The organism is Bradyrhizobium sp. RDI18 (genome assembly GCF_043203335.1).
GTDB lineage: Bacteria > Pseudomonadota > Alphaproteobacteria > Rhizobiales > Xanthobacteraceae > Bradyrhizobium > Bradyrhizobium retamae.
In genome coordinates, this window is the sequence record NZ_JBICRN010000008.1 from 3,888,522 (window position 1) to 3,914,688 (window position 26,167).

25 protein-coding genes and 1 pseudogene are annotated in these 26,167 nt (G+C 63.6%); 8 read left to right on the forward strand and 18 right to left on the reverse strand.

What is annotated here, in order from left to right; translation table 11 throughout:
- Nucleotides 1-119 precede the first annotated feature (119 nt).
- Together ACFXS9_RS27790 and ACFXS9_RS27795 are read left to right on the forward strand one after the other, a co-directional pair.
- Entirely contained in the window at nt 120-1,076 is a 957-nt protein-coding gene (locus tag ACFXS9_RS27790) for a carbohydrate ABC transporter permease (protein ID WP_392694251.1), read from the forward strand.
- A gap of 46 nt (nt 1,077-1,122) precedes the next feature.
- Nucleotides 1,123-1,965: a carbohydrate ABC transporter permease gene (locus ACFXS9_RS27795; RefSeq protein ID WP_375293180.1), complete on the forward strand. Its 843-nt coding sequence runs from the start codon at nt 1,123-1,125 to the stop codon at nt 1,963-1,965.
- Here the strand turns inward: ACFXS9_RS27795 and ACFXS9_RS27800 are convergent, their stop codons facing one another.
- The 6 genes from ACFXS9_RS27800 to ACFXS9_RS27825 all read right to left on the reverse strand — a co-directional run bounded on the left by ACFXS9_RS27800 (nt 1,966) and on the right by ACFXS9_RS27825 (nt 7,433).
- On the reverse strand, nt 1,966-2,799 hold the full coding sequence (locus ACFXS9_RS27800; RefSeq protein ID WP_392694254.1) for a TonB family protein: 834 nt from the start codon (nt 2,797-2,799) through the stop codon (nt 1,966-1,968).
- A 5-nt stretch (nt 2,800-2,804) separates the two neighbouring features.
- Complete coding sequence (gene exbD, locus ACFXS9_RS27805; RefSeq protein ID WP_392694256.1) at nt 2,805-3,245, reverse strand: TonB system transport protein ExbD; 441 nt, start codon at nt 3,243-3,245, stop codon at nt 2,805-2,807.
- Between the two features lie 3 nt (nt 3,246-3,248).
- Nucleotides 3,249-4,031 (reverse strand): tonB-system energizer ExbB, encoded by a 783-nt coding sequence (gene exbB, locus ACFXS9_RS27810; protein WP_392694259.1) that lies wholly within the window; start codon nt 4,029-4,031, stop codon nt 3,249-3,251.
- Nucleotides 4,032-4,062: 31 nt separating this feature from the next.
- Nucleotides 4,063-4,578 (reverse strand): heme utilization cystosolic carrier protein HutX, encoded by a 516-nt coding sequence (gene hutX, locus ACFXS9_RS27815; protein WP_392694261.1) that lies wholly within the window; start codon nt 4,576-4,578, stop codon nt 4,063-4,065.
- A 13-nt stretch (nt 4,579-4,591) separates the two neighbouring features.
- A complete protein-coding gene (locus ACFXS9_RS27820; RefSeq protein ID WP_392694265.1) occupies nt 4,592-4,927 on the reverse strand; it encodes an antibiotic biosynthesis monooxygenase family protein in 336 nt (111 codons plus the stop codon).
- Between the two features lie 136 nt (nt 4,928-5,063).
- A complete protein-coding gene (locus ACFXS9_RS27825) occupies nt 5,064-7,433 on the reverse strand; it encodes a TonB-dependent hemoglobin/transferrin/lactoferrin family receptor (RefSeq protein WP_392694267.1) in 2,370 nt (789 codons plus the stop codon).
- 262 nt (nt 7,434-7,695) lie between these two features.
- On the opposite strand from ACFXS9_RS27825, the gene hemP reads away from it, so the two are divergent.
- From hemP to ACFXS9_RS27850, 5 genes are all read left to right on the forward strand, one after another.
- Nucleotides 7,696-7,902, forward strand: coding sequence for a hemin uptake protein HemP (gene hemP / locus ACFXS9_RS27830; RefSeq protein ID WP_028349405.1), 207 nt, complete (start codon nt 7,696-7,698; stop codon nt 7,900-7,902).
- A gap of 19 nt (nt 7,903-7,921) precedes the next feature.
- Nucleotides 7,922-8,872, forward strand: a complete 951-nt coding sequence (locus ACFXS9_RS27835) for a hemin ABC transporter substrate-binding protein (RefSeq protein WP_392694271.1) — start codon at nt 7,922-7,924, stop codon at nt 8,870-8,872.
- Nucleotides 8,869-9,960: a FecCD family ABC transporter permease gene (locus ACFXS9_RS27840; RefSeq protein WP_392694273.1), complete on the forward strand. Its 1,092-nt coding sequence runs from the start codon at nt 8,869-8,871 to the stop codon at nt 9,958-9,960. Before ACFXS9_RS27835 ends, ACFXS9_RS27840 begins: the two co-directional genes overlap by 4 nt.
- Complete coding sequence (locus ACFXS9_RS27845; protein ID WP_392694276.1) at nt 9,957-10,757, forward strand: heme ABC transporter ATP-binding protein; 801 nt, start codon at nt 9,957-9,959, stop codon at nt 10,755-10,757. Before ACFXS9_RS27840 ends, ACFXS9_RS27845 begins: the two co-directional genes overlap by 4 nt.
- Nucleotides 10,758-10,871: 114 nt before the next feature.
- Nucleotides 10,872-12,224, forward strand: coding sequence for an esterase-like activity of phytase family protein (locus ACFXS9_RS27850; RefSeq protein ID WP_392694277.1), 1,353 nt, complete (start codon nt 10,872-10,874; stop codon nt 12,222-12,224).
- A gap of 147 nt (nt 12,225-12,371) precedes the next feature.
- On the opposite strand, the gene ACFXS9_RS27855 is transcribed toward ACFXS9_RS27850, so the two are convergent.
- The 11 genes and pseudogenes from ACFXS9_RS27855 to ACFXS9_RS27905 form a co-directional block, all read right to left on the reverse strand.
- Nucleotides 12,372-14,030 (reverse strand): mucoidy inhibitor MuiA family protein, encoded by a 1,659-nt coding sequence (locus ACFXS9_RS27855; RefSeq protein WP_392694279.1) that lies wholly within the window; start codon nt 14,028-14,030, stop codon nt 12,372-12,374.
- A 158-nt stretch (nt 14,031-14,188) separates the two neighbouring features.
- Nucleotides 14,189-15,778 (reverse strand): phosphoglycerate dehydrogenase, encoded by a 1,590-nt coding sequence (gene serA, locus ACFXS9_RS27860; protein WP_392694281.1) that lies wholly within the window; start codon nt 15,776-15,778, stop codon nt 14,189-14,191.
- Nucleotides 15,779-15,916: 138 nt separating this feature from the next.
- A pseudogene (locus ACFXS9_RS27865) lies at nt 15,917-17,090 on the reverse strand (phosphoserine transaminase).
- Between the two features lie 80 nt (nt 17,091-17,170).
- Nucleotides 17,171-17,365, reverse strand: a complete 195-nt coding sequence (locus ACFXS9_RS27870; RefSeq protein WP_392694284.1) for a hypothetical protein — start codon at nt 17,363-17,365, stop codon at nt 17,171-17,173.
- A 257-nt stretch (nt 17,366-17,622) separates the two neighbouring features.
- Nucleotides 17,623-18,093, reverse strand: a complete 471-nt coding sequence (locus ACFXS9_RS27875) for a GNAT family N-acetyltransferase (RefSeq protein ID WP_392694286.1) — start codon at nt 18,091-18,093, stop codon at nt 17,623-17,625.
- Nucleotides 18,094-18,110: 17 nt separating this feature from the next.
- On the reverse strand, nt 18,111-18,701 hold the full coding sequence (locus ACFXS9_RS27880) for a glutathione S-transferase family protein (protein WP_392694288.1): 591 nt from the start codon (nt 18,699-18,701) through the stop codon (nt 18,111-18,113).
- Between the two features lie 81 nt (nt 18,702-18,782).
- Nucleotides 18,783-19,598, reverse strand: a complete 816-nt coding sequence (locus ACFXS9_RS27885; protein WP_392694292.1) for an outer membrane protein — start codon at nt 19,596-19,598, stop codon at nt 18,783-18,785.
- Nucleotides 19,599-19,811: 213 nt separating this feature from the next.
- Nucleotides 19,812-20,642: an outer membrane protein gene (locus tag ACFXS9_RS27890; RefSeq protein WP_392694295.1), complete on the reverse strand. Its 831-nt coding sequence runs from the start codon at nt 20,640-20,642 to the stop codon at nt 19,812-19,814.
- A 290-nt stretch (nt 20,643-20,932) separates the two neighbouring features.
- Complete coding sequence (locus ACFXS9_RS27895) at nt 20,933-22,192, reverse strand: MFS transporter (protein WP_392694298.1); 1,260 nt, start codon at nt 22,190-22,192, stop codon at nt 20,933-20,935.
- Nucleotides 22,193-22,337: 145 nt separating this feature from the next.
- A complete protein-coding gene (gene glmM, locus ACFXS9_RS27900) occupies nt 22,338-23,684 on the reverse strand; it encodes a phosphoglucosamine mutase (RefSeq protein ID WP_392700049.1) in 1,347 nt (448 codons plus the stop codon).
- A gap of 210 nt (nt 23,685-23,894) precedes the next feature.
- Nucleotides 23,895-24,074: a hypothetical protein gene (locus ACFXS9_RS27905; RefSeq protein WP_392694301.1), complete on the reverse strand. Its 180-nt coding sequence runs from the start codon at nt 24,072-24,074 to the stop codon at nt 23,895-23,897.
- 104 nt (nt 24,075-24,178) lie between these two features.
- On the opposite strand from ACFXS9_RS27905, the gene ACFXS9_RS27910 reads away from it, so the two are divergent.
- A complete protein-coding gene (locus ACFXS9_RS27910) occupies nt 24,179-25,315 on the forward strand; it encodes an L-lactate dehydrogenase (protein ID WP_392694303.1) in 1,137 nt (378 codons plus the stop codon).
- Between the two features lie 168 nt (nt 25,316-25,483).
- On the opposite strand, the gene ACFXS9_RS27915 is transcribed toward ACFXS9_RS27910, so the two are convergent.
- A complete protein-coding gene (locus tag ACFXS9_RS27915) occupies nt 25,484-26,110 on the reverse strand; it encodes a hypothetical protein (protein ID WP_392694305.1) in 627 nt (208 codons plus the stop codon).
- Between the last annotated feature and the right edge of the window lie 57 nt (nt 26,111-26,167).

Sequence of the window (26,167 nt, forward strand, 5' to 3'; positions counted from 1 at the left end):
GAGCGAAGCGAAGCAATCCATAGCGCCACAAAGGAAGAATGGATTGCTTCGTCGCTTCGCTCCCTTGCACAAACGCTTCGCGTTTGTTGCAGGCAATGACGACGGTGGATAAACATTCAATGTCCGTAACCACTCTACCATCGCGCGGCGTGGCGCTCCGGCAACCGAACTGGATCGCGCGCCTGTTCGACTACAAGCCGTTCCTGATCGTGATGTGCCTTGCGCCGGCGATTGGGCTGCTGACGGTGTTCCTCACCTACCCGCTCGGTCTCGGCGTCTGGCTCGCCTTCACCGACACCACGATCGGCCAGAGCGGCATCTTCATTGGCCTGGAGAACTTTCAGTATCTGCTGAAGGATTCGCTGTGGTGGAACGCGGTGTTCTACAGCGTCTTCTACACGGGAATAGCGACCATCGGGAAATTCGCGCTCGGCTTCTGGCTGGCGCTCCTGCTCAACAACCACTTCCCGCTCAAGAGCCTGTTGCGCGCCATCGTGCTGTTGCCGTGGATCGTGCCGACGGTCCTGTCGGCGCTGGCGTTCTGGTGGATCTACGATCCGCAGTTCTCGATCATCTCCTATCTGCTGGTCGATGTGCTGCACATCCGCTCGACCAACATCGACTTCCTCGGCACGCCCTGGCCGGCGCGCTTCTCGCTGATCGCCGCCAACATCTGGCGCGGCATTCCGTTCGTGGCGATCTCGCTCCTGGCGGGCCTGCAGACCATCTCACCCTCGCTCTATGAAGCCGCGATGCTGGATGGCGCCACCGCCTGGCAGCGCTTCCGCTACATCACCCTCCCAATGATGATGCCGATTCTGGCGATCGTGATGACGTTCTCGATCATCTTCACTTTTACCGACTTCCAGCTCGTCTATGCCATCACCCGCGGCGGTCCGGTCAATTCCACGCACCTGCTGGCGACGCTGGCGTTCCAGCGCGGCATCGCCGGCGGTGAGCTTGGCGAGGGTGCAGCGATCGCGGTCTCGATGATCCCGTTCCTCGTGTTCGCGACGTTGTTCAGCTACTTCGGCCTGGCGCGCCGCAAATGGCAGCAGGGAGAAGCCAATGACTGACGCGGCAGCCCAATCCACCAACGTCGCCAGCGCCACGCCGGACACCATGGCATGGGATTCGCGCGCGCGGCGGGTGATGATGATCTACCTGCCGCTGGCCTGCTTCGTGCTGATCCTGCTGTTCCCGTTCTACTGGATGGCGATCACGTCGTTCAAGCCGAACGCAGAGCTCTTGAACTACAAGCAGCACAATCCGTTCTGGATCTCCTCGCCGACGCTGGCCCACATCAAGCATCTCTTGTTCGACACCGCCTATCCGACCTGGCTCAAGACCACGATGTTCGTGGCGATCGGCTCCACCTTCCTGTCGCTGTTCGCTTCGACGCTCGCGGCTTACGCGATCGAGCGCTTGCGCTTCCGCGGCAGCCCCTATGTGGGCCTCGGCATCTATCTCGCCTATCTGGTGCCGCCCTCGATCCTGTTCATTCCGCTAGCCACCGTGATCGTGCAGTTCGGCCTGTTCGACTCACCGATGGCGCTGATCCTGGTGTATCCGACCTTCCTGGTGCCGTTCTGCACCTGGCTATTGATCGGCTATTTCAAGTCGATCCCCTATGAGCTCGAGGAATGCGCGCTGGTCGATGGCGCCACACGGCTGCAGATCCTGCGCCGGATCACGCTGCCGCTCGCCGTGCCCGGCCTGATCTCGGCCGGCATCTTCTCCTTCACGCTGTCCTGGAACGAATTCATCTACGCACTCGCCTTCATCCAGAGTGGCGCCAACAAGACGGTGCCGGTCGCGATCCTGACCGAGCTCGTCACCGGCGATGTCTACCAGTGGGGCGCGCTGATGGCCGGCTCGCTGCTCGGCTCGCTGCCAGTCGCGTTGTTTTATTCGCTGTTCGTGGATTACTACGTCTCGTCGCTGACAGGCGCGGTGAAGGAGTAACTAGCGAAGCCCAAACGACACCGGCATGGTGAAGCTCATCGAAGCCTGCTTCATGTCGGGCGGAAACGGCGGGAATGGTTGGGCCCGACGAAGCGTCGCCAGACTCTCTGCATCGAGCGCCGCATGGCCGGTTGATCCGACCAATTTGCTCGCCGTCACCTGACCGCTGCGACTCAGGGTGAAATTCACCCGGCCAACGCCCTGTTTGCCAGCGGCCTTGGCCTCCGGCGGATATTGCTTGAAGCGACGCAGATGGACGAGGACGAGCTGGTTGTAGGAAGCAACAGCCGCTGCTGACGCGCCAGAGCTGACCGCCGACGCAGCCGGTGCCTGACGCTCGGCCCGAGGGGAAGCCGTTGTGCGCGGCGCGGGCGGAGCCTCCGTCGGCTTCTTTGCCTCCGCACGCACGACCTTTGGCTTCACCGGAGCTGGCTTTTTCTCGGGCTCGACCTTGGCGGGCTCGGGCTTCGGCGGGGTCGGCTCGGTCTTCTGCTCCGGCGGGGCAACGACCTCCGGCTTCTCCTGTGGCGGTGTCGGCGCAATCTGTTCCGGCACGACCTCTTGCTGCGCCGCCTCGGGCGGCGGCGACGCGTCGGCCTGCTGCATCACCGGTCCTGGCGCGAGATCCATCGGTGTCGGCTGCGGCGCGGAAGAGACCGGCGCCATGTCGACCATGATCGCCGGCATCGAGACGCCGGGCGTGGGCCGCTGCGTCGCCCAGTTCACCGCCAATGCGATCAGCGCGGCATGCGCTGCCGCGATCGCAAATGCCGATGCACCCCAGCGCCGGACGACGGCCTGATCGGAGACGTCATGCAGGGCGAACGCGTTCATGGCGCTTAGCTTCGGCCGTCGAGGCCGACCAGCGCGATCTTGAGATAGCCGGCGTTGCGCAACAGGTTCATCACCTCCATCAGGTCGCCATAGCTGACGGCCTTGTCGGCACGAAGAAAGATGCGCTCGTCCTTTTTCCCCTGTGTGGCGCTATCGAGCGTAGAGGTCAGCGCATCGCGCGCAATGACGTCCTCGCCGACCGCGACCGACAGGTCCGGCTTCACGGTGACGAACACCGGCTTGTCCGGGCGCGGCGACGGCTCGACCGCGCTGGCCGGGAGATCGATGCCGAGATCGACAGTTGCGAGCGGGGCTGCAACCATGAAGATGATCAGCAGCACCAGCATCACGTCGATGAACGGCGTGACGTTGATCTCGTGATTCTCGACAAGATCGTCACCGCCGCGCGCGCGTCCGCCGACAACATGTCCGAGCTTCGCGCCCATTGCCTACTCCGCAGCGCGCGCCAGGCGGAACGAACCGCGGTCGCCCTCGCGGCTGATCAGGAGCAGCACCAGCGCCGAGGCATCGCCGAGCAGCGCACGATGGGCTGAAATCGTGCGGGTGAGATGGTTGTAGATCACGACCGCCGGGATCGCCGCGACCAGACCGAGCGCGGTCGCGAGCAATGCCTCCGCAATGCCGGGCGCGACCACGGCGAGGTTGGTGGTCTTGGCTTCGGAAATGCCGATGAACGAATTCATGATGCCCCAGACCGTGCCGAACAGGCCGACGAACGGCGCGGTGGCGCCGATGGTGGCGAGCACGCCGGTGCCGCGCGCGATCTGCCTGGACATCGCAGCCTCAACCCGCTCAAGCCGCAGCGCGACCCGTTCCTTGAGGCCGTCGTCGAAATGACCGCCGGAAAGACTGGCCTCGCGCGCGGCGGACTGGATGATCTGCGCCACGGCATCGTTGCCGCCGCGGGTTTCCTGCTCGGCCTTGGCCAGCACCGTATCGGTTTCCAGCATGCCGAGGCGCCGCCTGGCGGTCGCCGTCTTGCGGCCGATTTCGATGGTCTTGGCCAGCCAGATCGTCCACGTCACCAGCGAGGCGAAGGCTAAGCCCACCATGACCGCCTGCACGACCACGTCCGCATTCACGAACATATTCCAGGGCGACAGGTTGCGCGGCAGCAGCGCGACATCGGTAGCGGCGAGCGCCGCACTCGGCAATGCAGCCACGCCGGCCGCGCCACACCAACGGATCATAACGTCCACTGTACGCTGCATGATCGTCTCCCGGGCTGACAATGCGGATCGGTTACGCCGCGCGGGCAGGCGCGATCCTTTCCGCCAACGCATGAAAGCGCTGCAACTGGTCGCTGCGCAGCGCACGCTGCTCGTCGCGGCCGACAAACACCTTGAACATGATGCCGCCGTCGACGTTGATGAACGCGATGAAGGCCGACGACTTGCCCATGAAGGGCCGCTCGACAAAAGCGATCGCCGCGCAGCGCTCGTGCCGGAGATGGCCGTGCAGCCCCTTCGGCTGCATCAGGTTGAAGTAGCCGCGGCCGATCTCGCCGGCGGGGATGGCGCCGGTGAATTCGAAGATCGCATCGTCGGTGTGGACGATCAGCGTCACCTCGCCCCATTGCGCGACGTCGGCCATCGCGGCGGGGAATTCGCCGCCGGGGCCGAGGCGCACCATCGTGTTGGGTAGCGCTTCGAGCACGGCGCGCGGCGTGACGTTGCGGTCCCGCGCCACATCCTCGATCACCGCACCCGGATTCTCCGCCATATAGGCCTTGAGGTCGGCAAGGTCCGTGCTCAGCATGGCACCCTCCCCGTCAAGCGGCGGCGCTGGATTTGCGCTCGCTCAGGATCACCTCGAATCCTTCGAACTTGGGATGGCCGAGGTAGAGGCTTTCGCCGGTCTTGTTGTCGGCGCGGGCATGCGCGCGGCGGAACTCTTCCGATTTGGTCCAGGCTTCGAACGCCGCCTTGTCGACCCAGACCGTATGCGACGAATACAGCGTGTGATCCTCGGCGACAGGCCCCTTGAGCAGGTGAAACTCGACGAAGCCGGCCATGTTGCTGAGATAGGACTCGCGCGAGCGCCAGACATCCTCGAAGGCCGCTTCAGAGCCAATCTTCACCTGGAACCGGTTCATCGCGATAAACATTTGAAATCTCCTTAGCTTAGTTGCTGGGGTACGCCTGGCGTACCGCCTGAGTTGGTTGGAAACATGGATGCACCGAAGCCGAGCTGGAGCATCAGCGCGGCCCGGTGCAACTTTGTTGGTTTGTCAGCTCGTCGAACTACACTCCGCCAAAGTGAATCTTCAATCCGGCCTTGTAGACTCTACCCGGTCCTGGACTGGACCACAGCACGTCGTTTTGGTTGGTGCCGTCGGTCGAACTGCCGGGGATGGCATAGGGCCGATAGTACTGATTCAAGAGATTGTCGATCGAGGCCGTGAAAACAACGTCCTTGGTCGCGTTCCAGGTCAGGTACAAATTGACCAGTTCATAGCCGGTTGCGGGCAGATAGCCGGCTGGCACATCGTTGTTGGGTCCGAGCGAGGACCACTGCGCCGCCAGCACCAGCCTGCGATCGAGCAGACGCACGCCACCAGTCGTGGTGATCTTGCGCGGGGTGATCGTCGCGAGCCCGACATTGGTGGCGACGTTCTTGCCCTGCATCAGATGACCTGAGAACCCGACATACCACAGGCCGGTGTCGTAGGCGGTCTCCCACTCGAAGCCTTCGATCCGGGCATGCGCGATGTTCTGATACTGGTAGAACTGGCTGAACAGTCCGGGGACCGCAACCAGGATGGCTGGTCTTGGGGGAGAGGCGACGAGGTCGATATAGCCGTCGACGTCATTGCGGAAGACATTGAACTTGCCGCGGAAGCTGTCGCCGGCCGCGAACACATCGTTGTACTTGAGATTGACGCCGACTTCCTTGTTCTTGCCGACCTCCGGTCTCAGGTTCGGATTGGACAGGAAACAGAACAGGCCGGCAGTGCCGCCCGGGCACGGGAAGAGCGGGGGACCACCGCCGGTGGCATGCGCGCCGGCGATCAACGTCTCGGTAATCGCGGGCGCGCGGTAGCCTTCGGCATAGCTGGCATACGGCGTGAAGCCGGGCACCGGCGTCACGCCGACCGTGAACTTCGGCGAGAACCGGTCGCCGCCGCCGCCGGTCGCAACAAATGGCGAGTGAAGATCGTAACGATCGTAGCGAATCGCGCTGACGGCCTCGAACCAGGTCGAATAGTTCTGCTTCAACTGCGCAAATCCACCGGACACAGTGCGAAGGCCGCTGGGCGTAGTGATGTTGGAATTGCCGCGGCTGTCGAAGGTTTTCACGTCATCCTGAAACGCATCGACGCCGAGCGTCACAGCGTTGCGCCAATCGCCAACGTTGAACCTCGTCGTGTTGTTGACGTCGATCCCGAGCGTGTCGAGCACATAGCCGCGCTTGTCGCCGACGCAGCCCGAGATGTTGTTGCCGAAGCTGCCGTTGCCGCAAAAGGCCGCGCCAGCGGCGGTAGCGCTGTTATGATAGACCTTGGTCTGGTCGTTGTCGGTGCGGTTGCCGTAGAGCGACAAATTCCAGTCCCACAGATTGTCGTCCGGCCTGCTGTATTTCCAGGTCAGCGTTCCCGTGTAGTTCTTGGCGTCGGACGCATAGACCGATGACCCCTGGAAGAGCGCGCGCTGCGCCGCGGTCAGCACTGGCCCGCGATTGAATTGCCCGATGCTGTACTGGTAATCCTGGAATATGGCACCGAACTTGACCTCGTGCCCGTCAGCAGGGCGCACCGTCACCTTCATCAGGCCGGCGGCAATATCATTGCCGGTGTTGCCGATCTCGGTGCCGTTGCCGTCCTTGTAGTTGCCCTGCGTGCGGTAGACCGCGCCGCCAAAAACATCCACGTTGGGATCGGCGCGCACGCCGCCGAAGATCGAGCCGAGGCCGCGAGCGTTGTTGGTACCGCCGGAGCCGGTCATGTCGACGCCCCAGCGTTCGCCTGGACGCACCACGTCGTCGATGTCCTTGGTGCGGAACGAGACCACGCCGCCGATCGCGCCAGAGCCATAGATGTTCGCGGTCGGGCCGCGGACTATATCGACGCCGCCGACGAGTTCGGGATCGAGGAAGAACGAGCCGTTGGCGTTGTGGCCGGTGCGCTGGTAGTTCTGCCGCGCGCCGTCGACGACCACGGCAACGCGGCCGAAATCCTGCAGGCCGCGAATGTTGATGACGGTCGAGGGATCGTCGCCGCGCTCCTGGAACGACACACCGGGCACATTGTAAAAGATGTCGGACAGCCGGTTCGGCTGCAGGCCCTGAATCTGTTCGAGCGTCACCACGCTGACCGGCGCCAGCGCGTCGATCGCGCGCTCCTCGGTCTTCGACGCCACGACCGTAAGCGTATCCAGCGACTGCACCGGCGCGGCTCCAATCTGCGCCCGCGCATTCATCGCCGGCGCCGTTGCCTGCTGCTCCTGCGGCGGCTTCGCCGGCTTGCGCCGCGACTGCTTCTGCCGCTCGGACGCGCCGCTTGCGGCCTGCGTACCCGCCGTCTGCGCGTTGCCGGCTTCCCCGACCAGCAATGCAATTGAAAACACCGACGCACCCAACAAGAGGGCGCGCGAAATCCTAGCCCCGTCAGCCATACAACCCCAGCCCCGATATCTGTTCTTTTGGGTCTGGCTGGCGGGCGCTACGCGTAACTTGCGAGCTGCTTGCTGGCTGCCACATTCAGGATGCAGGCATTATGCCAACATCGCATCATGCTTGGTTACGTGGCGGTTTCCGGGCGGTCAAGAACCGCATTCGGCACTTTATATCAATTGTAAAGTGCAGCGGTTGGATTGCGGCCCCGCCCAACTATACAAGCGTAGATCGATCGAATTTTTCGGGGCACCAAAGCACAAAATGTCCGCGACAACAGGAGACAAGCTCGGAGCCGCCCGGACGCAAGCCGGCAATCCCGCTTCCGCAGCCAGATCGCTGGCCATCAGCGGCAACCGGATCGACAGCCGCGAACTGTTCGCCACCGAGCGCGAAATCATCATCGCGCATGGCGAGGAGCATTACCGTCTGCGGCTGACGTCGCAGAACAAGCTGATCCTGACGAAGTGACCTACCTGGTGAACCGGAAATGACAGTTTGTCGCACGCTCGCAGTGTCGGCCGCCGTGGGCTGTTTCCTGCTCGGTGGCGTCGCGCTCGCTGCGGGCGTTACGGTGCATGATGCCCGTGATCGCGTCGTCACGATCGCAGACCCCGCGCGGATTGTCTCGATCGGCGGCGCGATCACGGAAATTCTCTATGCGCTCGGTTTCGAGGACCGTCTCGTCGGCGTCGATTCGACCAGCCTCTATCCCGCCGCGGCGCGCGAGAAACCGGATGTCGGCTACATGCGCCAGCTCTCGGCCGAGGGCGTGCTCGGGCTCAACCCCTCCCTGGTGCTGGCAGCGCAAGGGTCCGGGCCGAAGGAAACCATCGACGTGCTGGAAGCCGCCAAGGTGCCGCTGGTGCTGGTGCCCGAAACCTTTTCGGAAGCAGGCCTGCTCGACAAGATCAGGCTGGTCGGCCACGCCATGGACGCGGACAAGCGCGCCGAATGCCTGACAGCGGCAGTGTCGGACGATCTGGCGCAACTGCGCGAGCTCCGCGCCAAGGTAACGAAGCCGGTGCGCGTGATGTTCGTGATGTCGCTGTTGAACGGCCGGGCGATGGCCGCCGGAAAGAACACCGCGGCAAACGAGATCATCGCGCTTGCCGGCGGCGTCAACGCCATCGACAGCTATGAAGGCTACAAGATCGTCAATGACGAGGCGATCGTCGCGGCGAAGCCCGACGTGGTGCTCTCGATCCAGCGCAGCAAGGACTCGCTGGACGCCGAAGCCGTATACGTCCATCCGGCCTTCGCGCTGACGCCGGCTGCGGCCAACAAGGCCTTCATCTCGATGGAAGGCCTTTATCTGCTCGGCTTCGGGCCGCGCACGGCGGCCGCCGCCCGCGATCTTTCGATCAAGCTCTATCCGGCGCTGGCGCCGCAGGCCGAGGAATTCAAGCCTGCGGCACTCACCGCCGATTGCCGGAAATGACCGTCCTGACCGAGGGTAGCGCCAAGCGCCGCAGCGGATACGCGTTGCGCCCTCCGGCCTCACTGACCCTCATCGGCCTGTTCGCCGCGCTGGCCGGCGCAGCGCTGATCGCGCTGACGGTTGGCGCCGCCGGAATTCCGCTGGCGCGGCTGCCGGCCGCGCTCGGCCTGTGGGCTGACGCCGCGGCTGGTCCAAGCCTCGCGCGCGACCAGCTCGTGCTGTGGTCGATCCGGATTCCACGGATCGGCGCGGCCGCGATGATCGGAGCGCTGCTCGCGGCATCGGGCACCATCATGCAGGGGCTGTTCCGCAACCCCCTCGCCGACCCCGCACTGGTCGGCGTTTCCTCCGGCGGCGCGCTGGCGGCGGCGGCTGCGATCGTCTTCACCGACAGCCAGATCGGCCAGAACTTCCGCTTCATGCAGCATCAGTTGCTGCCGATCGCAGCGTTCGCCGGTTCGCTCGCGACCACCGTCATTCTTTATTCGATCGCGAGCCGCTCCGGGCGGACATCGATTGCGACTTTTCTGCTGGCCGGCATTGCCATCGCCGCGATCGCCAACGCCGGCATCGGGCTCCTCGTGTTCATCGCCGACGATCGCCAGTTGCGCGACATCACGTTCTGGCTATTGGGCTCGCTGAGTGGCGCGACCTGGCCCAAGCTCGCCACACTGGCGCCGGTGCTGGGATGTGCCGCGATCGCCTGCCTCTCGATCGCGCGCGGGCTCGACGTGCTGGTGCTGGGCGAGGCCGAGGCGTTCCATAGCGGCGTCGACGTCGAGCGGCTGAAGCGGATTTCGATCGTGCTGGTGTCGGCGATGACGGGCGTGGCGGTTTCGGTCTGCGGCGTCGTCGGCTTTATCGGCATCGTGGTGCCGCATCTGTTGCGGCTGGTGATCGGGCCGGCGCACCGGTTGCTGCTGCCCGCTTCCATGCTGCTGGGCGCGGTGCTGCTGGTGGGCGCCGATACGCTGGCCCGCACCATCGTGGCGCCCGCGGAAATGCCGATCGGCATCCTGACCGCAGCAATCGGCGCGCCGTTCTTTCTGGCGATGCTGCTCCGCCAGCGCGGGCTGGTTTCGCTATGACCGCCATTCTCGAAGCACAGTCGGTTTCAATGGTCGTTGGCGGCGCCACGCTGGTCGATGGCATCGATCTTTGCGTCGCCCCCGGCGAGATGGTCGCGATCGTCGGCCCCAACGGCGCCGGCAAATCGACGCTGCTGCGGATGCTGTCAGGCGATCTCCGCCCGACGCGCGGCCAGATCAGGCTGAAGCAGCGCGACATCCAAAGCTATCCGCCGCGCCTTCTCGCTTTCCACCGCGCGATGCTGTCGCAGCATGTCAACGTCACCTTCCCGTTCACGGTCGAGGAGATCGTCCATATGGGCGCGGGTGACGCTGGTCGCCCCGCCGCGCAGCGGCTGGTCGATGCGGCACTCGGCGAGGTCGATCTGGCGCATTTCAGCCAACGGCAATTGCCGACGCTCTCCGGCGGCGAACAGCAGCGCGCGCATTTCGCCCGCGTGCTGGTGCAGCTCGCCTGCGGCGAGGCGCAGCATGGTCCGGGCCTCTTGCTGCTGGACGAGCCGACCTCGAGCCTCGACATGCGCCACCAGATCGACCTGGTGGAAACCGCGAAGCGGCGCGCGCAGAACGGCACGGCCGTTATCGCCGTGCTGCATGACCTCAATCTCGCCATGCGGTTCGCCGACCGCATCGTGCTCTTGCATCGGGGTAAGCTCGCCGTCGATGGCGGCCGCAGCGATGCGATCACGGCCGAGACCATCCGCCGGATCTTTGAGGTCGATGTGAAGATTGACTATACCGACGCCGGCGTGCCGTTCCTGCTGCCGCAGACCATGCGGCCGGCTGCAGCGCAGTAGCGCCTGAACCGCGGCTTTATCCAACGCCGTTACGCGGCTTTCACAAAACTGTCAGCCGGCTGTAACAGCCGCTGCGCAAGACACACCGCATCGCCATTCAACAGGAGATCCGCCATGCGCGTGTCATTGCTCTGCTCCGTCGCTTCCATGTTTCTGGCCGGCGCCGCCTTCGCCCAAGGCGAAGGCGAGTTTCCCGCCACGCTGAAGGGCCACGCCGTGCTGCCGGCGCAAACCTTTATCGACGCGCCCGCTGATGCGCCTGACGATCTCAAGACATCGGGCAAATACACCACCGGCCGCCGCGTCGACGCTGTGGGCACTGTGATGGGCAAGTCCTACGAACGCCCGACCGGCGTTTCGCTGCCGTTCAAGGGCCAGCCGCTGCAGGGCCATTCCGGCATCAAGGTGATGCCGGACGGCTCGTTCTGGGTGCTCACCGACAACGGCATGGGCTCGCGCTACAACTCGGCGGACTCCATGCTCTATCTCAACCGGCACAAGATCGACTGGGCGAGCGGCAAGATCGAGCGGCAGGAAACCGTCTTCCTGCACGACCCCGACAAGAAGGTGCCGTTCCGCATCCTCCATGAGGACACCGCCAAGCGCTATCTCACCGGCGCGGATTTCGACACCGAAGGTTTTCAGATCATCGGCGACACCTTTTGGATCGGCGACGAGTTCGGGCCCTACGTGCTGAAGGCCGACAAGACCGGCAAGGTCCTGGCGGTGTTCGAAACCGCCGCCGACGGCAAGCCGGTGCGCTCGCCCGATCATTGGTCGGTGCGGTCGCCGGCCGCTCCAGGCGCCAGCTACACCACCGTCAACCTCCGCCGCTCCAAGGGCTATGAAGGCTTTGCCGCCTCGAAGGACGGCAAGTTCCTCTATGGCCTGCTCGAGGGCCCGCTGTGGAATGCCGAGAAGAAGGACGTTGAAAAAGTCGACGGCAAGGAAGCCGCGCGAATCCTCGAATTCGACGTCGCGGCCGAAAAATTCACCGGCCGCTATTGGCACTATGTGTTCGAGCAGAACGGCCACGCCATCGGCGATTTCAACATGATCGACGCCTCAAACGGCCTGATCATCGAGCGCGACAATGGCGAAGGCACCCCCGACAAGGCCTGCCCGGCCGGCCAGCGCGGCGAGAACTGTTTTGCGGACCTCGCCAAATTCAAGCGCGTCTACAAGGTCGACCTCTCCGACGCCAATGTCGGCAAGCCGGTGCGCAAGATCGCCTATGTCGACCTGATGAAGATCAAGGATCCCGACAAGAAGGCGCGCAAACCGCTCAATGACGGCGTGCTGACCTTTCCGTTCTTCACCATCGAGAACGTCGAGCGCGTCGACGAGGCGCATATCATCGTCGGCAACGACAACAATCTGCCATTCTCGTCGAGCCGCGATCCCAACAAGGCCGACGACAACGAGTTCGTGCTGCTGGAGGTGGGGGAGTTCTTGAAGCCGAAGTAGGTCATCTCCCTCTCCCCGCCCTTCGCGGGGAGAGGGTCGGGGTGAGGGGCTCTCTATCCGCGTACTTGCTGCTGACTGAGTCTGCCGAAGCAGCCCCTCACCCCTGCCCTCTCCCCGTGAAGAACGGGGAGAGGGAGAGGCGCAACCTCAGCCCGCCGGCACCATCACCACGCCCTTGTCCCTGGGCCAGCGTATGCGCCACGCGAAGTTGATGTCCCTCACCTCGCCCGGCTTGGCCTCGAACGCCCATTCCAGCACGCCGCGTCTGTCGCGAATGTTGCTTGCGGTCGGCGGCGTCGTGGACGACAGCATTTCGACCTGGATTTCCTCGTTCTCGCTAACCGGCAACTGATCCTCGATCGCGATCCGGATTGGGAAATCATGGCCGTTGCGCACGGTGGTCTTGAACGCGCGCTCGTCGGTCTTCGACGTCGTCACGATCAGGCCGGCCGATCCCTCGTTGCGCTTGAGAACCGCGCGTTCGATCTTGATCTTGTCGTCGGCGCCGAAGCCGAGCCGCACGGTCTCGTCCTTGGCCGCGGCGGCCATCTGCCCGCGGCCGACAAAGACGCCGTCGCGGTAGATAGAGACGCGTCCCGGCAATAGCGGCGCGTCCTCATTCTGCTTGAAGCTCGCTTCGAGGAATGCGGTCGGGTCTTTCACCGGCGCGGCGCGGACCGCGAGATCGGGCGCGAGCGTTACGCTAGAGACGCGCAGGCTCTTGGCGCCTTCGCTGGCACCGAGGCTGACGCGGCCGGGAATTTTGAACACCACCTGGAAGCCGCTGACATCGGCCACGGCCTGCTGTTCGTCGGCACGTTCGGCGAGGGATTCCGCCACCTTCGCGGCAGCCGCTGGCGCCGAACGGAACCTATTATCCATCGCGCCGCTGACGGCCCCCTGAGGCCGCGGCGGTTGCGGGTACTGCACGATCAGCGGATTGAGTTCGGGCGCGCTGCCGCCGCGCGCGGTTCGCACGGTCGACACACTGAGCGCGACGTTCGACCAGTCCTCGCCGGTGGCCTGCGTGATTTCGGCGCGGCGCACCAGTTCGAGCGCGGGCTTGCGGTCTTTCGCGCCGGTATCGAGACGGGCATCATAGAGCGGCGTCCAGCGCGCACTGCGCACCGCATAGGTCACCCGCAGCGTCGCCTTGGTCGCGGCAGCCGCCGCGAGCTCGATCCGCACTTCCAGCTTGCTCGGCGGCTTCTGCGCCTTGTCCTGCTCGAGGCGCGCGATTTCACGGTCGAGGTCGCGCTGCTTGCGCTCGGCATCGCGGATCGCGGCCTCGGTGCTGGCGACTTCTTCGCCAACCGCGGCAAAGGCCGCGCGCCACTCGGATACCGGCCGCGCCTCGCCTTTGTCGCCGATCCCGACCGGCGCGATATCCGCAAATCGCTCGGCGAATTTGCGCCGCGCTCTCGCCGCATCGATTGCGCCCTGCAGGTTGACGCGCTCGTCCTTCAGCGCCTCGATGCGCTTGTCGAGTTCGGGCAAATTTACTGGCGGCGCCGCGCGCGGCGACTTGGCGTCGATCGCGCCGATCGTGAGCTTTGCGCCGGCCTCACCCTCGACCCGCAGCGACGTGGGGTCGAGTGTCAGTGGAAGATCCTTGAGAACAGCGGAATTTTCACCGGCCGGCAGATCCAGCGTGACGAGGCGCGTCACGCTGGCGCCGTCGGGATAGACGGTGACAGCATCCACCGCCGAGCTCGCGGCGATGTCGGAGGCCTGCGCCTCACCGGCGGCAAGCGCCGTCAGAACGACGAGGCTCGTCGTCAAAAAGCTGTTCGCAATCAATCGCATGGATACCCTCCTGAACCGCCCGCCGGATGGCGGCGGACAAACAACGCCCACCACTCCCGGTCATGAGACGCAGCGAGGAAGGAATCGGTTCGATCGGGATTTTCGCCGCGGCAGCACCGCGGCGAAGGACCCTCCCCGGAAGGAAGGGGATGCGCGTCTTAAAACGCCAGCGCCTTGGCCTGCTTCACCTGCGGCAGCGCTTGCACCTTGGCAAGCACGTCGGCCGGCACGGGGCCGTCGATCTCGACCAGCGCGATGGCGTCGCCACCCTGCTTGACGCGGCCGAGATGGAAGGTGGCGATGTTGATCTTGGCGTCACCGAGCAGGCTGGCGAAGCTGCCGATGAAGCCGGGCTTGTCCTCGTTGGTGACATAGATCATCGACTTGCCGAACTCGGCATCGACCCGGATGCCCTTGATGTCGACCAGCCGCGGCTTGCCGTCGTGATAGACGGTGCCGGAGACGGAACGCTCCTGCCGTTCGGTGGTGACGGTCACCGTGATCAGGCTTTCGTAATCGCTCTGCGCCGCGCGTACGATCTCGTCGACCACCATGCCGCGCTCCTTCGCGACGACCGGCGCGGAGACCACGTTGACCTCGCCCAGCATCGGGCGCAGCAGGCCCGACAGCACCGCCGAGGTGATCGCCTTGATCTTCATCTCGGCGACGTGTCCCTCATAGGTGATCTCTGTCTTGAGGATGCCGCTCTCAGTGAGCTGGCCCGCGAACGAGCCGAGCTTCTCGGCGAGCTCGATGAACGGCTTCAGCTTCGGCGCTTCCTCCGCCGTGATCGACGGGAAGTTCACCGCGTTCGAGATCGCGCCGGTGAGAAGATAGTCCGACATCTGCTCGGCGACCTGCAGCGCGACGTTCTCCTGCGCTTCGGTGGTAGAGGCGCCGAGATGCGGCGTGCAGATCACGTTGGGATGGCCGAACAGCACGTTCTTGGTGGCGGGCTCCTCGACGAAGACGTCGAAGGCGGCGCCGGCAACATGCTTGGAATCCAGCGCATCGAGCAACGCCCGCTCGTCGACCAAACCGCCGCGCGCGCAGTTGATGATGCGCACGCCCTTCTTCATCTTGGCGAGCGCCGCCGCGTCGATGATGTTCCTGGTCTTCTCGGTCAGCGGCGTGTGCAGCGTGATGAAGTCGGCGCGCCTCAGCAATTCGTCGAGCTCGACCTTCTCGACGCCGATATCCTTGGCGCGCTCCGGCGACAGGAACGGATCGAACGCGACGACCTTCATTTTCAGGCCGAGCGCGCGGTCGGCGGCGATCGAGCCGATATTGCCGCAGCCGACCACCCCTAACGTCTTGCCGGTGATCTCGACGCCCATGAAGCGGTTCTTCTCCCACTTGCCGGCCTGGGTCGAGGCGTCGGCCTGCGGAATTTCACGCGCCAGCGCCAGCATCAAGGTGATCGCGTGTTCAGCGGTCGTGATCGAGTTGCCGAACGGCGTGTTCATCACGATGATGCCCTTGGCGGTCGCCGCGGGAATCTCGACATTGTCGACGCCGATCCCGGCACGGCCGATCACCTTGAGCTTCTTGGCCTTGTCGATGATCTTGGCGGTGGCCTTCGTCGCCGAGCGGATCGCCAGGCCATCGTAATCGCCAATGATCTCGGCGAGCTTGTCCTTGTCCTTGCCGAGATTGGGCTGGAAGTCGACCTCGATGCCGCGATCTTTGAAGATCTGGACGGCGGCGGGAGATAGCGCGTCGGAAATGAGAACTTTGGGTTTGGTCATCTGAATGTTTCCTTCAGGAAATCGATCGTCGTCCCGGCCGAAGCGCCTCTTGGCGCGTAGAGCCGGGACCCATACTCCGTGCTGGTGGTTGGGTCCCGGCTCGCGCTCCGCTTGGCCGGGACGACGGCTAAACAGGAACTAAGCCGCCTTTGGCAGCGCGGCCTTGGTCTCGGCAAACGCCCAGTCGATCCACTGCGTCAGCAGCGCGACGTCGGAGGCCTCCACCGTGGCACCGCACCAGATCCGCAGGCCCGCGGGCGCATCGCGGTAATAGGCGAAGTCGTAACCGGCGGCTTCCTTCTCCACCAGCGCAACCAGCTTCTTGGAGAACTCGGCCTGCGCGTCCGCGGTCAGTGAGGTGATCGCGGGATCGACGAACTTCAGGCACACCGAAGTGTTGGAGCGGATCGATGCATCCTTGGCCAGGAAGTCGATCCACGGCGTTTTCGCCTTCCAGTCCGACAGCACCTTGGTGTTGGCGTCGGCGCGCGCGATCAGGGCCTTGAGGCCGCCGATCGATTTCGCCCAGTTCAAGGCATCGAGATAGTCCTCGACGCACAGCATCGACGGCGTGTTGATGGTCTCGCCCTCGAAGATGCCCTGGTTGAGCTTGCCGCCCTTGGTAAGGCGGAAAATCTTCGGCAGCGGCCAGGCCGGCTTATAGGTCTCGAGCCGCTCCACCGCGCGCGGTGAGAGGATCAGCATGCCGTGCGCGGCCTCGCCGCCCAGCGCCTTCTGCCAGGAGAATGTCACCACATCGAGTTTTGCGAAATCGAGTGCTTGCGCAAACGCAGCCGATGTCGCGTCGCAAATCGTGAGGCCCTGGCGGTCCGCGCTGATCCAGTCGGCGTTCGGCACGCGCACGCCCGAAGTCGTGCCGTTCCAGGTGAAGACGATGTCGGAAGCCGGATCGGCCTTGCTCAAATCGGGAAGATCGCCATAGCCGGCGTGCAGCTTGGTGACGTCCTTGAGCTTCAATTCCTTGACGATGTCGCTGACCCAGCCCCTCGCCGAAGGATTCCCAGGCGATCGTGGTGACGGGGCGCGCACCGAGCAGCGACCACAACGCCATTTCGACCGCGCCGGTGTCGGACGCCGGCACGATGCCGATCTTGTAGTCGGCCGGCACTTCCAGCACTTCGCGCGTCAAATCGATCGCGAGCTTGAGCCGCGCTTTACCGATCTTCGCGCGGTGCGAGCGGCCGAGGGCTGCGTCCTTGAGATTTTGGGGATTCCAGCCGGGGCGCTTGGCACAGGGGCCGGAGGAAAAATGCGGCACGTTCGGCCGCGAAGCGGGCTTCGCTACGGTCATGAATCTATCCTTCCAGATAGTAAGCCTCCCGTTGGGGGGAGGTGTCCCGCCGCGGTCATTAGGGGAATCGGGCCCGATCGTCAAGAAGCTTCGGGCGCTTCACGCTCGATTGATGGCTCCTCGTCCACGCAGGGAGCCGGCTCCTGCTGCAGAAGTTCGGCGGCATCGGTGACCAGTTTGGCGGCCTCTTGCCGGCTCGAGACCTTCAAAATGCTGATGTCCCCGGCCTGCACGACATATTCGCTTCCGATCCGGACAATCGAATATTTTTTCATTGGAAATCCCCAAGCTGCCCAAAGCCCCATGGGAGAGCCCGGCATAGCGGAGACGTTCCGGTCCGTAAAATCACGGACGCATGCGTAGTTTATCGGTTGTTAACCGGATCGCACAGCCACGACTACCTCAGGCATTCGTCGCAAGCACGCTTCAACCGCGGTTGGCTGATCTTTATTCTGACGCGTTTTCCTTGCGCGAACCGGATGCCATCCCGCATCAAGTGCGGGACAGGCCTCGCTCGAAAACGCTGCGGCGATCAAAATCGCAAGGTCATGCCGATATGGCTGCGCGCAAAGCCGAGCCGCTCGTAAAACCGCTGCGCGTCGACACGGGTGTGATGCGTCAGCAATTCGACCAGTCTGCATTCCCTCGCGCGCGCTTCCACAACCGCCCACTGCACCATCTGCTCGCCGATGCCGCGGCTGCGGCAGTGGCTGGCGACGCGGACATCCTCCATCAGGCCACGCGATGCGCCCTGCGAACTCAGCCCGGGCAGAATGCATAGCTGCAGGCAACCGACCACGGCGCCTTCGCCGTCCTCGGCGACGACGAGAAGGATGTTCGGGTCGAGCTGCAGCCTTTCAAATGCCGTGAAATAGGATTGCGGCAGTGGGTCTTCGATCCGCTCACGCGCACCGCCGAGCGGATCGTCCGCCAGCATGGCGATGATGGTGCCGACGTCCTCGCGGCGCGCGGGGCGGATGGTGACCTCTGGGATGGCAGACATGACGATTTCCGGTGAAGTCAGCGCGCCGATGGCAGGCCGAGAAATTGTTCGGTCTCGGCGATCCAGCGGCGCACTGCGGCATAGCCGTCGAGATGAAAGCCGCCTTCGTGCGCCACGCGTGTATAGGCCAGGAGCGAGACGTCGGCGAGCGTAACGGCCTCGCCGACCAGGAACGGCGTCAGCGCAAGCTGGTGCTCCATCCGCGCCAGCGCCGCGTAGCCGCGCTTGACCTTTTCAGGGTCGAGATCGGAGGCCGGCTTCTTCAGGTAGAACATCTGGAAGCGGCAGACGGCGATGTAGGGCTCGTGACTGTATTGTTCCCAGAACAGCCACTCGTCCATCTTCGCTTCCGCGAACGCGTCCTGCGGAATGAGACGAGAACCGCGGGCGAGATAGCGGATGATGGCGTTGGACTGCGCCAGCGTGCGGCCGTCGTCGAGTTCGATCGTCGGTACCTGGCCGGCGCCATTGCGCTTGAGAAATTCCGCCGTCCGCGTCTCGCCCTTGAGCGTATCGACCGCCATCCAGGTGTAGGGCAGCGCGAGATGGTCGCACACCCACTTCACCTTCAGGCAATTGCCGGAATTGGTATCGCCGTAGACCTTCATGCGCCGCCCTCGTTAGGGCGATAGTGCAACAGGCGGCGGCAATTCTGTCAACGGCGCCGGAGCGGCGCCGCCGTGGCGGGATCAGAATTTGTAGCCGAGGCCGGCGCGGACCGTGTTGATGCTGGTGTCGACCGAAGAGGCAAAGCGCACATATTCCCATTCCGCGCGCAAGAACAGGCCCGCTATCAGCATCACTTCGGTGCCGAGACCGAACGAATAGCCGTAGATCAAATGGCTGTACTGGCCGTCGGCCGCGCTGACATCGAATGGTACGTTCTGGAATCCCGGCGCGGCGGCCGGATTGACCTGAGTTCCGTAAACACGCGCGCTACGAATGATGTCGGCTTGCCCCAGCGCGATGCCGGCAAACATATAAGGGAGGAACGAGCCATACGCATAGCCGCCGCGGACCCGAAGCGTTCCCATGTCGGAAATATTCATCTGCGCTGCCCCTTCATAGGTCGCGCCAACCGTGTACCCGGAAGGAAGCGTGAAGATCCGCGACATCCTGCCGGTGTGCGAACCCCCAAACTTGCCGTGCGTGTAATTCAATTCAACGCCCACGACGACGTCGGTCCACTGGAAGTTGTAACCGACAAATCCGCCGAACCCCTCTCCATGGGCCGAAACTTTTCCCATGATCGGCCACTCCGATATTCGCTGGACGCTCTCCATCTCCGTGCCGTCCAAGAGGCGCGCCGCGATGGTCCTCGTCGAATTCGCAAAATTCATGTTGGAAGTGCCATAGGCAGCATGTCCGCCGATGTAGCCGCCTTGCCAGTTCACAGTGCTGGTGCTCAGCCCGTCGGTGAAGCTGCCACGCAGAGCTGGCATGTCAGCCGCCTGCGCACCGCTTACCGCTCCACACATCACCGTCACCAACAAAAAACGACGCATCGCAACGCTCCATCGGAAAACTCTGAACTTGGCGCTGATCATCGCCTGTTAACCTTAACCAATGGTTGTCGCGCCTTCCGATTGGCGCAATCTCGCCGAAAAGCAGGCAAACATTTTTTCGCGGTCGCAGCTCTGCATCGCGATCCGTCAAAAGCAAACGGCGCGGGAAGAGCTCCCGCGCCGTCTGCAAATGTTAACGAATGAAGGTCGCGATTAACCTTTGCGGATCAGCGGCGGCGGTGCGTAGACCTGCGGGCTGGTGAGATCCCAACGCACGCCGAGCTTGACGTCATGCGAGGTGATGTCCTTGATCTTGATCGACGATGCACCTGAGATGCTGTTGTCGAACGCACGGTAGTTGCCGGGGGCTGCATCGCCGAGATTCATGTAGCTGTAGGCGAGTTCGACGGTAAACCCTGGAGTGACATTGTAGGCGAGACCGGCATGGGCCGCCCAGGCCAAATTCCACTTCCCATTGTCGGCGAAGTAGGTAACGCTGTTGGTCAGGGCGCCTGCGGTGTAGCGAACGCCGTCGTCGCGGAAGCCGCTGAGCTTGTTGTACGACCCACCGACACCGGCGCCGATGAACGGCGTGATGCACCACCAGGTTCCGAGGTCGACATAGGCATTGGCCATGACAACCCACTCGGATTTGCTGCCGGTGTAGTTGTTGACTCCGATGTCGTCGAGCCCGAGGACGACTGTATCCGAGCCGTGTAGGTTGGCGCGACCGCGGTATTGGCCGATCACGTCCGCACGGAACCAGTTGTTGAAGCGATAGCCGACACCGAGGTCGAACAGCATCGAGCTGTCGAAGCCGAGACCCACCGTCGTGGTTGGGAAGGTCTGCGCAGTCAAGCTGTCGATCCTCTTCGCGCTCTGATTGGTCATGCCGATATCGCCGCGCAGATACCAGCCGCCGAAATCCTCGACCACCGGGGCCGGAGCGTACGGAGGGGGCGCAATCGCCATGTCGGCAGCAAACGCCGCCTGAGACAACAAAGTGGCCGCACCGGCGGCAATGAAAGACTTAACGCTACGCATGGGGTCGTCCTTTTGTCCGGTGAGGCTGACTGCAAAGGGCCCCACTTCAAAAATCCACGGACGGACGATGGCATTAAATGCTTAAACGGCGCTTAACCCTAATTTTTAAGGTTGACAATCTCTGACTTTTTTCACGGCGGCGCTTGCGACGCGAGTCTCGATGCATCTGCACCATGACACATGAGGTGAAAGCGCCATACACCCTAACGATGTATTGAGAATCCGCGTGCTGGCCGCGCCGTTAAGACTTTGTTGATGCGGCGAGCTACGCCCTCGCCTCGCCGGTAACGTTAGCGCACGTGCTTTGGCATCTTCGGCAGGAACACCGCAAGCAGGCCGAGCGCGGGCAGGAATGCGCAGAGGTGATAGACGAAGGCAATGCCGGTGTGGTCGGCAAGCTTGCCGAGCACCGCCGCGCCAAGTCCGCCGATGCCGAAGGCGACGCCGAAGAACACGCCGGAGATCATTCCGAAGCGATGCGGCATCAGTTCCTGCGCGAACACGATGATCGACGACGTCGCCGACGAAATGATCAAGCCGATGATCACCGTCAGCACCGCGCTGCCGACGAGGCCGGCATAGGGTAGCGCAAGGGTGAACGGCAGCGCGCCGAGGATCGAGAACCAGATCACGTATTTGCGCCCGAAGCGATCGCCGAGCGGCCCGCCGAAAAATGCGCCCGCCGCATTGGCGGCAAGAAACAGGAACAGGTAGAGCTGGGCTGCCTGCGTCGACACCTGAAACTTTTCGATCAGATAGAAGATGTAGTAGCTCGACAGGCTCGACACGTAGAGCTGCTTGGAGAACAACAGCGCAACCAGCACCGCGAGCGCGATTCTGACGCGCCGGGAATCCGGCAGGTCCGGATGACGTTCCACCGCCGCCGCTTTCTTCGTCGTGATCTGCGGCTTGTACCAAACGCCGATCCGCCACAGGATCACGATCGCCAGAAACGCGATCGACGAGAACCAGGCGATCGAGGGCTGGCCGAACGGCACCACGATCAGCGCCGCCAGCACTGGTCCCATCGACGTGCCGAAACTGCCGCCGAGCTGAAACACCGATTGCGCGAAGCCGTAGCGCCCGCCGGAAGCCAGCCGCGCGATCCGCGCCGATTCTGGGTGAAACACCGCAGACCCCAATCCGACCAGCGCCGCCGCGATCAGGATGATCGGATAGAGATGCGCGACGCTGAGCAACAGCAAGCCGAAGAACGTAAAGCCCATGCCTGTCGCAAGCGAGAACGGCTGCGCCTTCTTGTCGGTGAAGTGCCCGACGACAGGCTGCAGCAGCGACGCGGTGAACTGGAACGCCAGCGTGATCATGCCGATCTGCGCGTAGTCGAGCGCGTAGGCGTCCTTCAGGATCGGATAGACGGACGCAATCAACGACTGCATGGTGTCGTTGAGGAAATGCGAGAAGCTGATGCCGGCAAGCACGATGTAGGCCGGCCCTGCCACCGCCGCTTTCGCGGCAAGCCCCGGGGCCGCGTCCGACACGACCACCGGCGCGGTCGCGGTTTCCTCAGTTACGATGACGGGCTTGTTCAACGGCGCATTCCCGAAAAGGATTTGCTGACGCAATGCCGCGTTTTACGCCGCGCTCCCGGTTGCGACCAGCAGCAATAGCCGATAGCTGCGATGCGCTCCTGCGCACCGCCGATCAGCAATCACGCGTCCTTTGGATAAAGCGTGCTTATGCCGCGGCGGCATGGCCGAGCGCGTTGACGATCTGGTCGACGACTTCCTCGACCAGGAGGCGGTCGTCGCCCTCGCCCATCACGCGGATCACAGGCTCGGTGCCGGACGAACGCACCAGCAGCCGGCCGTGGCCGTTGAGGCGATTCTCGCCGTCCAGGATCGCCGATTTCACCTCGGCGTGGTCGAGCGGCTTGCCGGAGCGATAGCGTACGTTCTTCAGGATCTGCGGCAGCGGATCGAAGCGATGGCAGACCTCCGACACCGGGCGGCGCAGCTTTTGCACCACGGCCAGCACCTGCAGCGCTGCGACGAAGCCGTCGCCTGTCGTGGCGTAGTCGGAGAGTATGATATGGCCCGATGGCTCGCCGCCGAGATTGTAGCCCTGCGACAGCATCTGCTCGAGCACGTAGCGGTCGCCGACTGGCGTGCGCACCATGCCGAGGCCCTGCCCCTCCAGGAAGCGCTCAAGCCCGAGATTCGACATCACGGTGGCGACGATGCCGGGCTTGGCGAGACGGCCGTCTTCCTTCCAGCTTTGCGCGATCACCGCGAGCAACTGGTCGCCGTCGACGACGTGGCCGCGCTCGTCGACCAGGATGACGCGATCGGCGTCGCCATCGAGCGCAATGCCGATATCGGCGCGCATCTCGCGCACTTTCCTGGCGAGCGCCTCCGGCGAGGTCGAGCCGCATTCCTTGTTGATGTTAAAGCCGTCGGGTTCGACGCCGATCGCGATGACATCGGCGCCCAATTCCCACAGCGCTTCCGGCACCACCTTGTAGGCCGCGCCGTGCGCGCAATCGATCACGACGCGCAGGCCGTCGAGCGAGAGCTCGCGCGGCAACGTGCGCTTGGCGAATTCGATGTAGCGGTCGTGGACGCCGTCGATGCGGCGGGCGCGCCCGAGACTCGCGCTCTGCGCCAAGCGACGGTCGATCGGCTCGTCGAGCAGTTGCTCGATCTGCTTCTCGACGTCGTCGGACAGTTTGAAGCCCTGCGGACCGAACAGCTTGATGCCGTTGTCCTCGAACAGGTTGTGCGACGCTGAAATCATCACGCCGAGATCGGCACGCATCGACTTGGTCAGCATCGCGACCGCCGGCGTCGGCATCGGGCCGAGCAGCAGCACGTCCATGCCGACCGAGGTAAATCCAGCCACCATGGCGTACTCGATCATGTAGCCGGAGAGCCGCGTATCCTTGCCGATCACGACGCGGTGGCGGTGATCGCCACGCTGAAACACCAAGCCAGCCGCCTGCCCCACCTTGAGCGCGAGCTCCGGCGTGATCAAACCATTGGCGCGGCCCCGAATTCCGTCGGTACCGAAATATTTGCGGCTCATGTGACCCCCAGCCATTCCAGGTCTTCTTGAGGCCATCACGGCCACGAATCCCCGAACGCTCCATCATAGCGTGCTGGGGGTTATAATCCTTCGCCCGCCAAAATGGCTTCAAAAAATATGATGAATCATTACGGCCATTGGCGGCCAAAAGGCAATATAACTATTTGTTATATCTGGATATTCACGCCAGGCAGCCATCGGCCTGCCGGCTCAGCCGCGCCGTTTGACGTGCTGGTCGCCTTTCGAAGGCGGCGGCTGGGTGACATTGACCGGGTCGGATGCCGGAAAGGTCTCTTCCAGCCCCTCATCCAGGGCGTCGTCGAGCCGGCGCTTTTCCTCGCGATCGGCCGGGCCGGTCTCGACGGGGGCGGCTTTGCGCGGTCCGGTCATGGGATGTCCTCCCGGGAATGGCGCCACGAGATGCGATTTGGCCGGCCATCCAACCATGCTAGATGACGACGCAGCGAAGAAGTTCAAGAAGGGCCGGGACGTCCATGAAGCATATCACCTGCATTGAGGATCTGCGCCAGTTGCACAAGCGCAGGGTTCCCAAGGCGTTTTTCGACTACGCCGACCGCGGCTCCTACACCGAGGACACGCTGCGGGCCAATTCCGAGGATCTGCAGCAGATCAAGTTCCGCCAGCGCGTCCTGGTCGATGTCTCCAAGCGCGATCTCTCCACGACGATCCTCGGCGAGCCGGCCGCGATGCCCTTGATTCTTGCCCCGGTCGGCCTGCTCGGCATGCAGCATGGCGACGGCGAAATTCATGCCTGCCGCGCCGCGCAGGCCGCCGGCATTCCCTTCACCCAGAGCACGATGTCGATCTGTTCGATCGAGGATATCGCAGCCAGCGTCGACAAGCCGTTCTGGTTCCAACTCTACGTGATGAAGGACCGCGGCTTCATCAAATCGCTGATCGAGCGCGCAATTGCGGCGAAATGCTCGGCGCTGGTGCTGACCGTCGATTTGCAGGTGATCGGCCAGCGCCACCAGGACATCAAGAACGGCATGACGGTGCCGCCGGAATGGTCGCTGTCGAAGCTGCTCGATTTCGCCAGCAAGCCGTCATGGGTCGCGGGCGTGCTGCGCGGCAAGCGCCGCACCTTCGGCAACATTGTCGGCCACGTCAAAGGCACCGAGGATCTCACCAAACTCTCGGAATGGACCGCCTCGCAGTTCGATACTTCGCTGAACTGGAAGGACATCGACTGGATTCGCTCGATCTGGCCGGGCAAGCTGATCCTCAAAGGCATTCTCGACGTCGAGGACGCCGAGATCGCGACCAAGACTGGTGCGCAGGCGATCGTGGTCTCCAACCATGGCGGCCGCCAGCTCGACGGCGCGCCGTCGTCGATCGAGGTGCTGCCGGAAATCGTCGATACCGTCGGCTCGAAGATGGAAATCATGTTCGACGGCGGCATCCGCTCCGGCCAGGACGTGGTGCGCGCGCTCGCGCTCGGCGCCAAATCCTGCATGATCGGCCGCGCCTATGCCTATGGCTTAGGAGCCGGCGGCGAAGCCGGCGTCGCCAAAGCGCTCGACATCCTGGCTAAGGAAATGCTCACCACGATGGGGCTGTGCGGCGTCAATACGATTGCCGAGATCGACGATCGCGTGCTGGCGGTTTGATCCCGCCACAAATACGAACACCTCGACATGGGTCCCTGCGAACGCAGGGACCCATACGCCGCGGCCCTTCGGTTAAGCGATGTGGTAAACACCTTACATCCACAATAAACAATTGTGGTTATGGGTCCCTTGGTTCGCGGGGACGACGGGTGGATGGAGCGACGCGACTCACATCGGCGGCGTGATCCCGTCACGGCCGACATTGACGCGCGCGGCTTCGAGCGTGCCGTCATCCTTCTTCACCGCGCCGAAGATGATGATCTTGGCGCCCGGCTTCAGCTCGGATTTGTCGCCGGCGACGAAGGTGACAACAGGCGTATCCGGCGGCACCACGACTTTCTTTTCGCCGTCTTTGTATTTGACCAAAATATTCTGCCCGTCGGTGCCCTTCACCGTCTGGGCGACGGTGGCGTTGGTCATGGTCGAGTTCGGGCGCTGGTCCCAGGGCCGAAAGCCTTCGGCCGCGCCGCGCTGGTTCTCCGGGAAGATATGCACCGCGACCGCCTTCTGGGTACCGTCCGGCTCCGGCATGCCGGTGACGCCGATATAGGAGCCTTCCTTGATCTCGGACAGCGCGGTCTTCGCCACGCCGAACACGGCGACATTGTCGGTGAGACGGACCTTCATGTCGGCGCCCTCGCGCGACTTGATCGACAGCATGGACCCGTCGACGGCCTCGATGGTGCCGCGAATGCGGACCGTCGGTGGCTGCTGTGCCAGGGCCTCCGCTGCAAACAGAGCGACAAGGCTCAGCGAGGCCGCAAGCATCCGCGGCCATGATGAAGATTTCGACATGATGTTCCTCCCAAAGTTGGATCGGCGCCCAATCCAACGCCAACACCGGGAGGAAAT

Coding starts and splice junctions, on each gene's coding strand:
- exbB (WP_392694259.1), bottom strand. CDS start 4,031: ATGCAGCGTACAGTGGACGTTATGATCCGTTGGTGTGGCGCGGCCGGC.
- glmM (WP_392700049.1), bottom strand. CDS start 23,684: ATGAGCCGCAAATATTTCGGTACCGACGGAATTCGGGGCCGCGCCAAT.
- ACFXS9_RS27880 (WP_392694288.1), bottom strand. CDS start 18,701: ATGAAGGTCTACGGCGATACCAATTCCGGCAATTGCCTGAAGGTGAAG.
- serA (WP_392694281.1), bottom strand. CDS start 15,778: ATGACCAAACCCAAAGTTCTCATTTCCGACGCGCTATCTCCCGCCGCC.
- ACFXS9_RS27845 (WP_392694276.1), top strand. CDS start 9,957: ATGACCGCCATTCTCGAAGCACAGTCGGTTTCAATGGTCGTTGGCGGC.
- ACFXS9_RS27790 (WP_392694251.1), top strand. CDS start 120: ATGTCCGTAACCACTCTACCATCGCGCGGCGTGGCGCTCCGGCAACCG.
- ACFXS9_RS27890 (WP_392694295.1), bottom strand. CDS start 20,642: ATGCGTAGCGTTAAGTCTTTCATTGCCGCCGGTGCGGCCACTTTGTTG.
- ACFXS9_RS27905 (WP_392694301.1), bottom strand. CDS start 24,074: ATGACCGGACCGCGCAAAGCCGCCCCCGTCGAGACCGGCCCGGCCGAT.
- ACFXS9_RS27795 (WP_375293180.1), top strand. CDS start 1,123: ATGGCATGGGATTCGCGCGCGCGGCGGGTGATGATGATCTACCTGCCG.
- ACFXS9_RS27870 (WP_392694284.1), bottom strand. CDS start 17,365: ATGAAAAAATATTCGATTGTCCGGATCGGAAGCGAATATGTCGTGCAG.
- ACFXS9_RS27820 (WP_392694265.1), bottom strand. CDS start 4,927: ATGTTTATCGCGATGAACCGGTTCCAGGTGAAGATTGGCTCTGAAGCG.
- ACFXS9_RS27910 (WP_392694303.1), top strand. CDS start 24,179: ATGAAGCATATCACCTGCATTGAGGATCTGCGCCAGTTGCACAAGCGC.
- ACFXS9_RS27825 (WP_392694267.1), bottom strand. CDS start 7,433: ATGGCTGACGGGGCTAGGATTTCGCGCGCCCTCTTGTTGGGTGCGTCG.
- ACFXS9_RS27855 (WP_392694279.1), bottom strand. CDS start 14,030: ATGCGATTGATTGCGAACAGCTTTTTGACGACGAGCCTCGTCGTTCTG.
- hutX (WP_392694261.1), bottom strand. CDS start 4,578: ATGCTGAGCACGGACCTTGCCGACCTCAAGGCCTATATGGCGGAGAAT.
- ACFXS9_RS27800 (WP_392694254.1), bottom strand. CDS start 2,799: ATGAACGCGTTCGCCCTGCATGACGTCTCCGATCAGGCCGTCGTCCGG.
- ACFXS9_RS27885 (WP_392694292.1), bottom strand. CDS start 19,598: ATGCGTCGTTTTTTGTTGGTGACGGTGATGTGTGGAGCGGTAAGCGGT.
- ACFXS9_RS27850 (WP_392694277.1), top strand. CDS start 10,872: ATGCGCGTGTCATTGCTCTGCTCCGTCGCTTCCATGTTTCTGGCCGGC.
- ACFXS9_RS27915 (WP_392694305.1), bottom strand. CDS start 26,110: ATGTCGAAATCTTCATCATGGCCGCGGATGCTTGCGGCCTCGCTGAGC.
- ACFXS9_RS27840 (WP_392694273.1), top strand. CDS start 8,869: ATGACCGTCCTGACCGAGGGTAGCGCCAAGCGCCGCAGCGGATACGCG.
- exbD (WP_392694256.1), bottom strand. CDS start 3,245: ATGGGCGCGAAGCTCGGACATGTTGTCGGCGGACGCGCGCGCGGCGGT.
- ACFXS9_RS27835 (WP_392694271.1), top strand. CDS start 7,922: ATGACAGTTTGTCGCACGCTCGCAGTGTCGGCCGCCGTGGGCTGTTTC.
- hemP (WP_028349405.1), top strand. CDS start 7,696: ATGTCCGCGACAACAGGAGACAAGCTCGGAGCCGCCCGGACGCAAGCC.
- ACFXS9_RS27875 (WP_392694286.1), bottom strand. CDS start 18,093: ATGTCTGCCATCCCAGAGGTCACCATCCGCCCCGCGCGCCGCGAGGAC.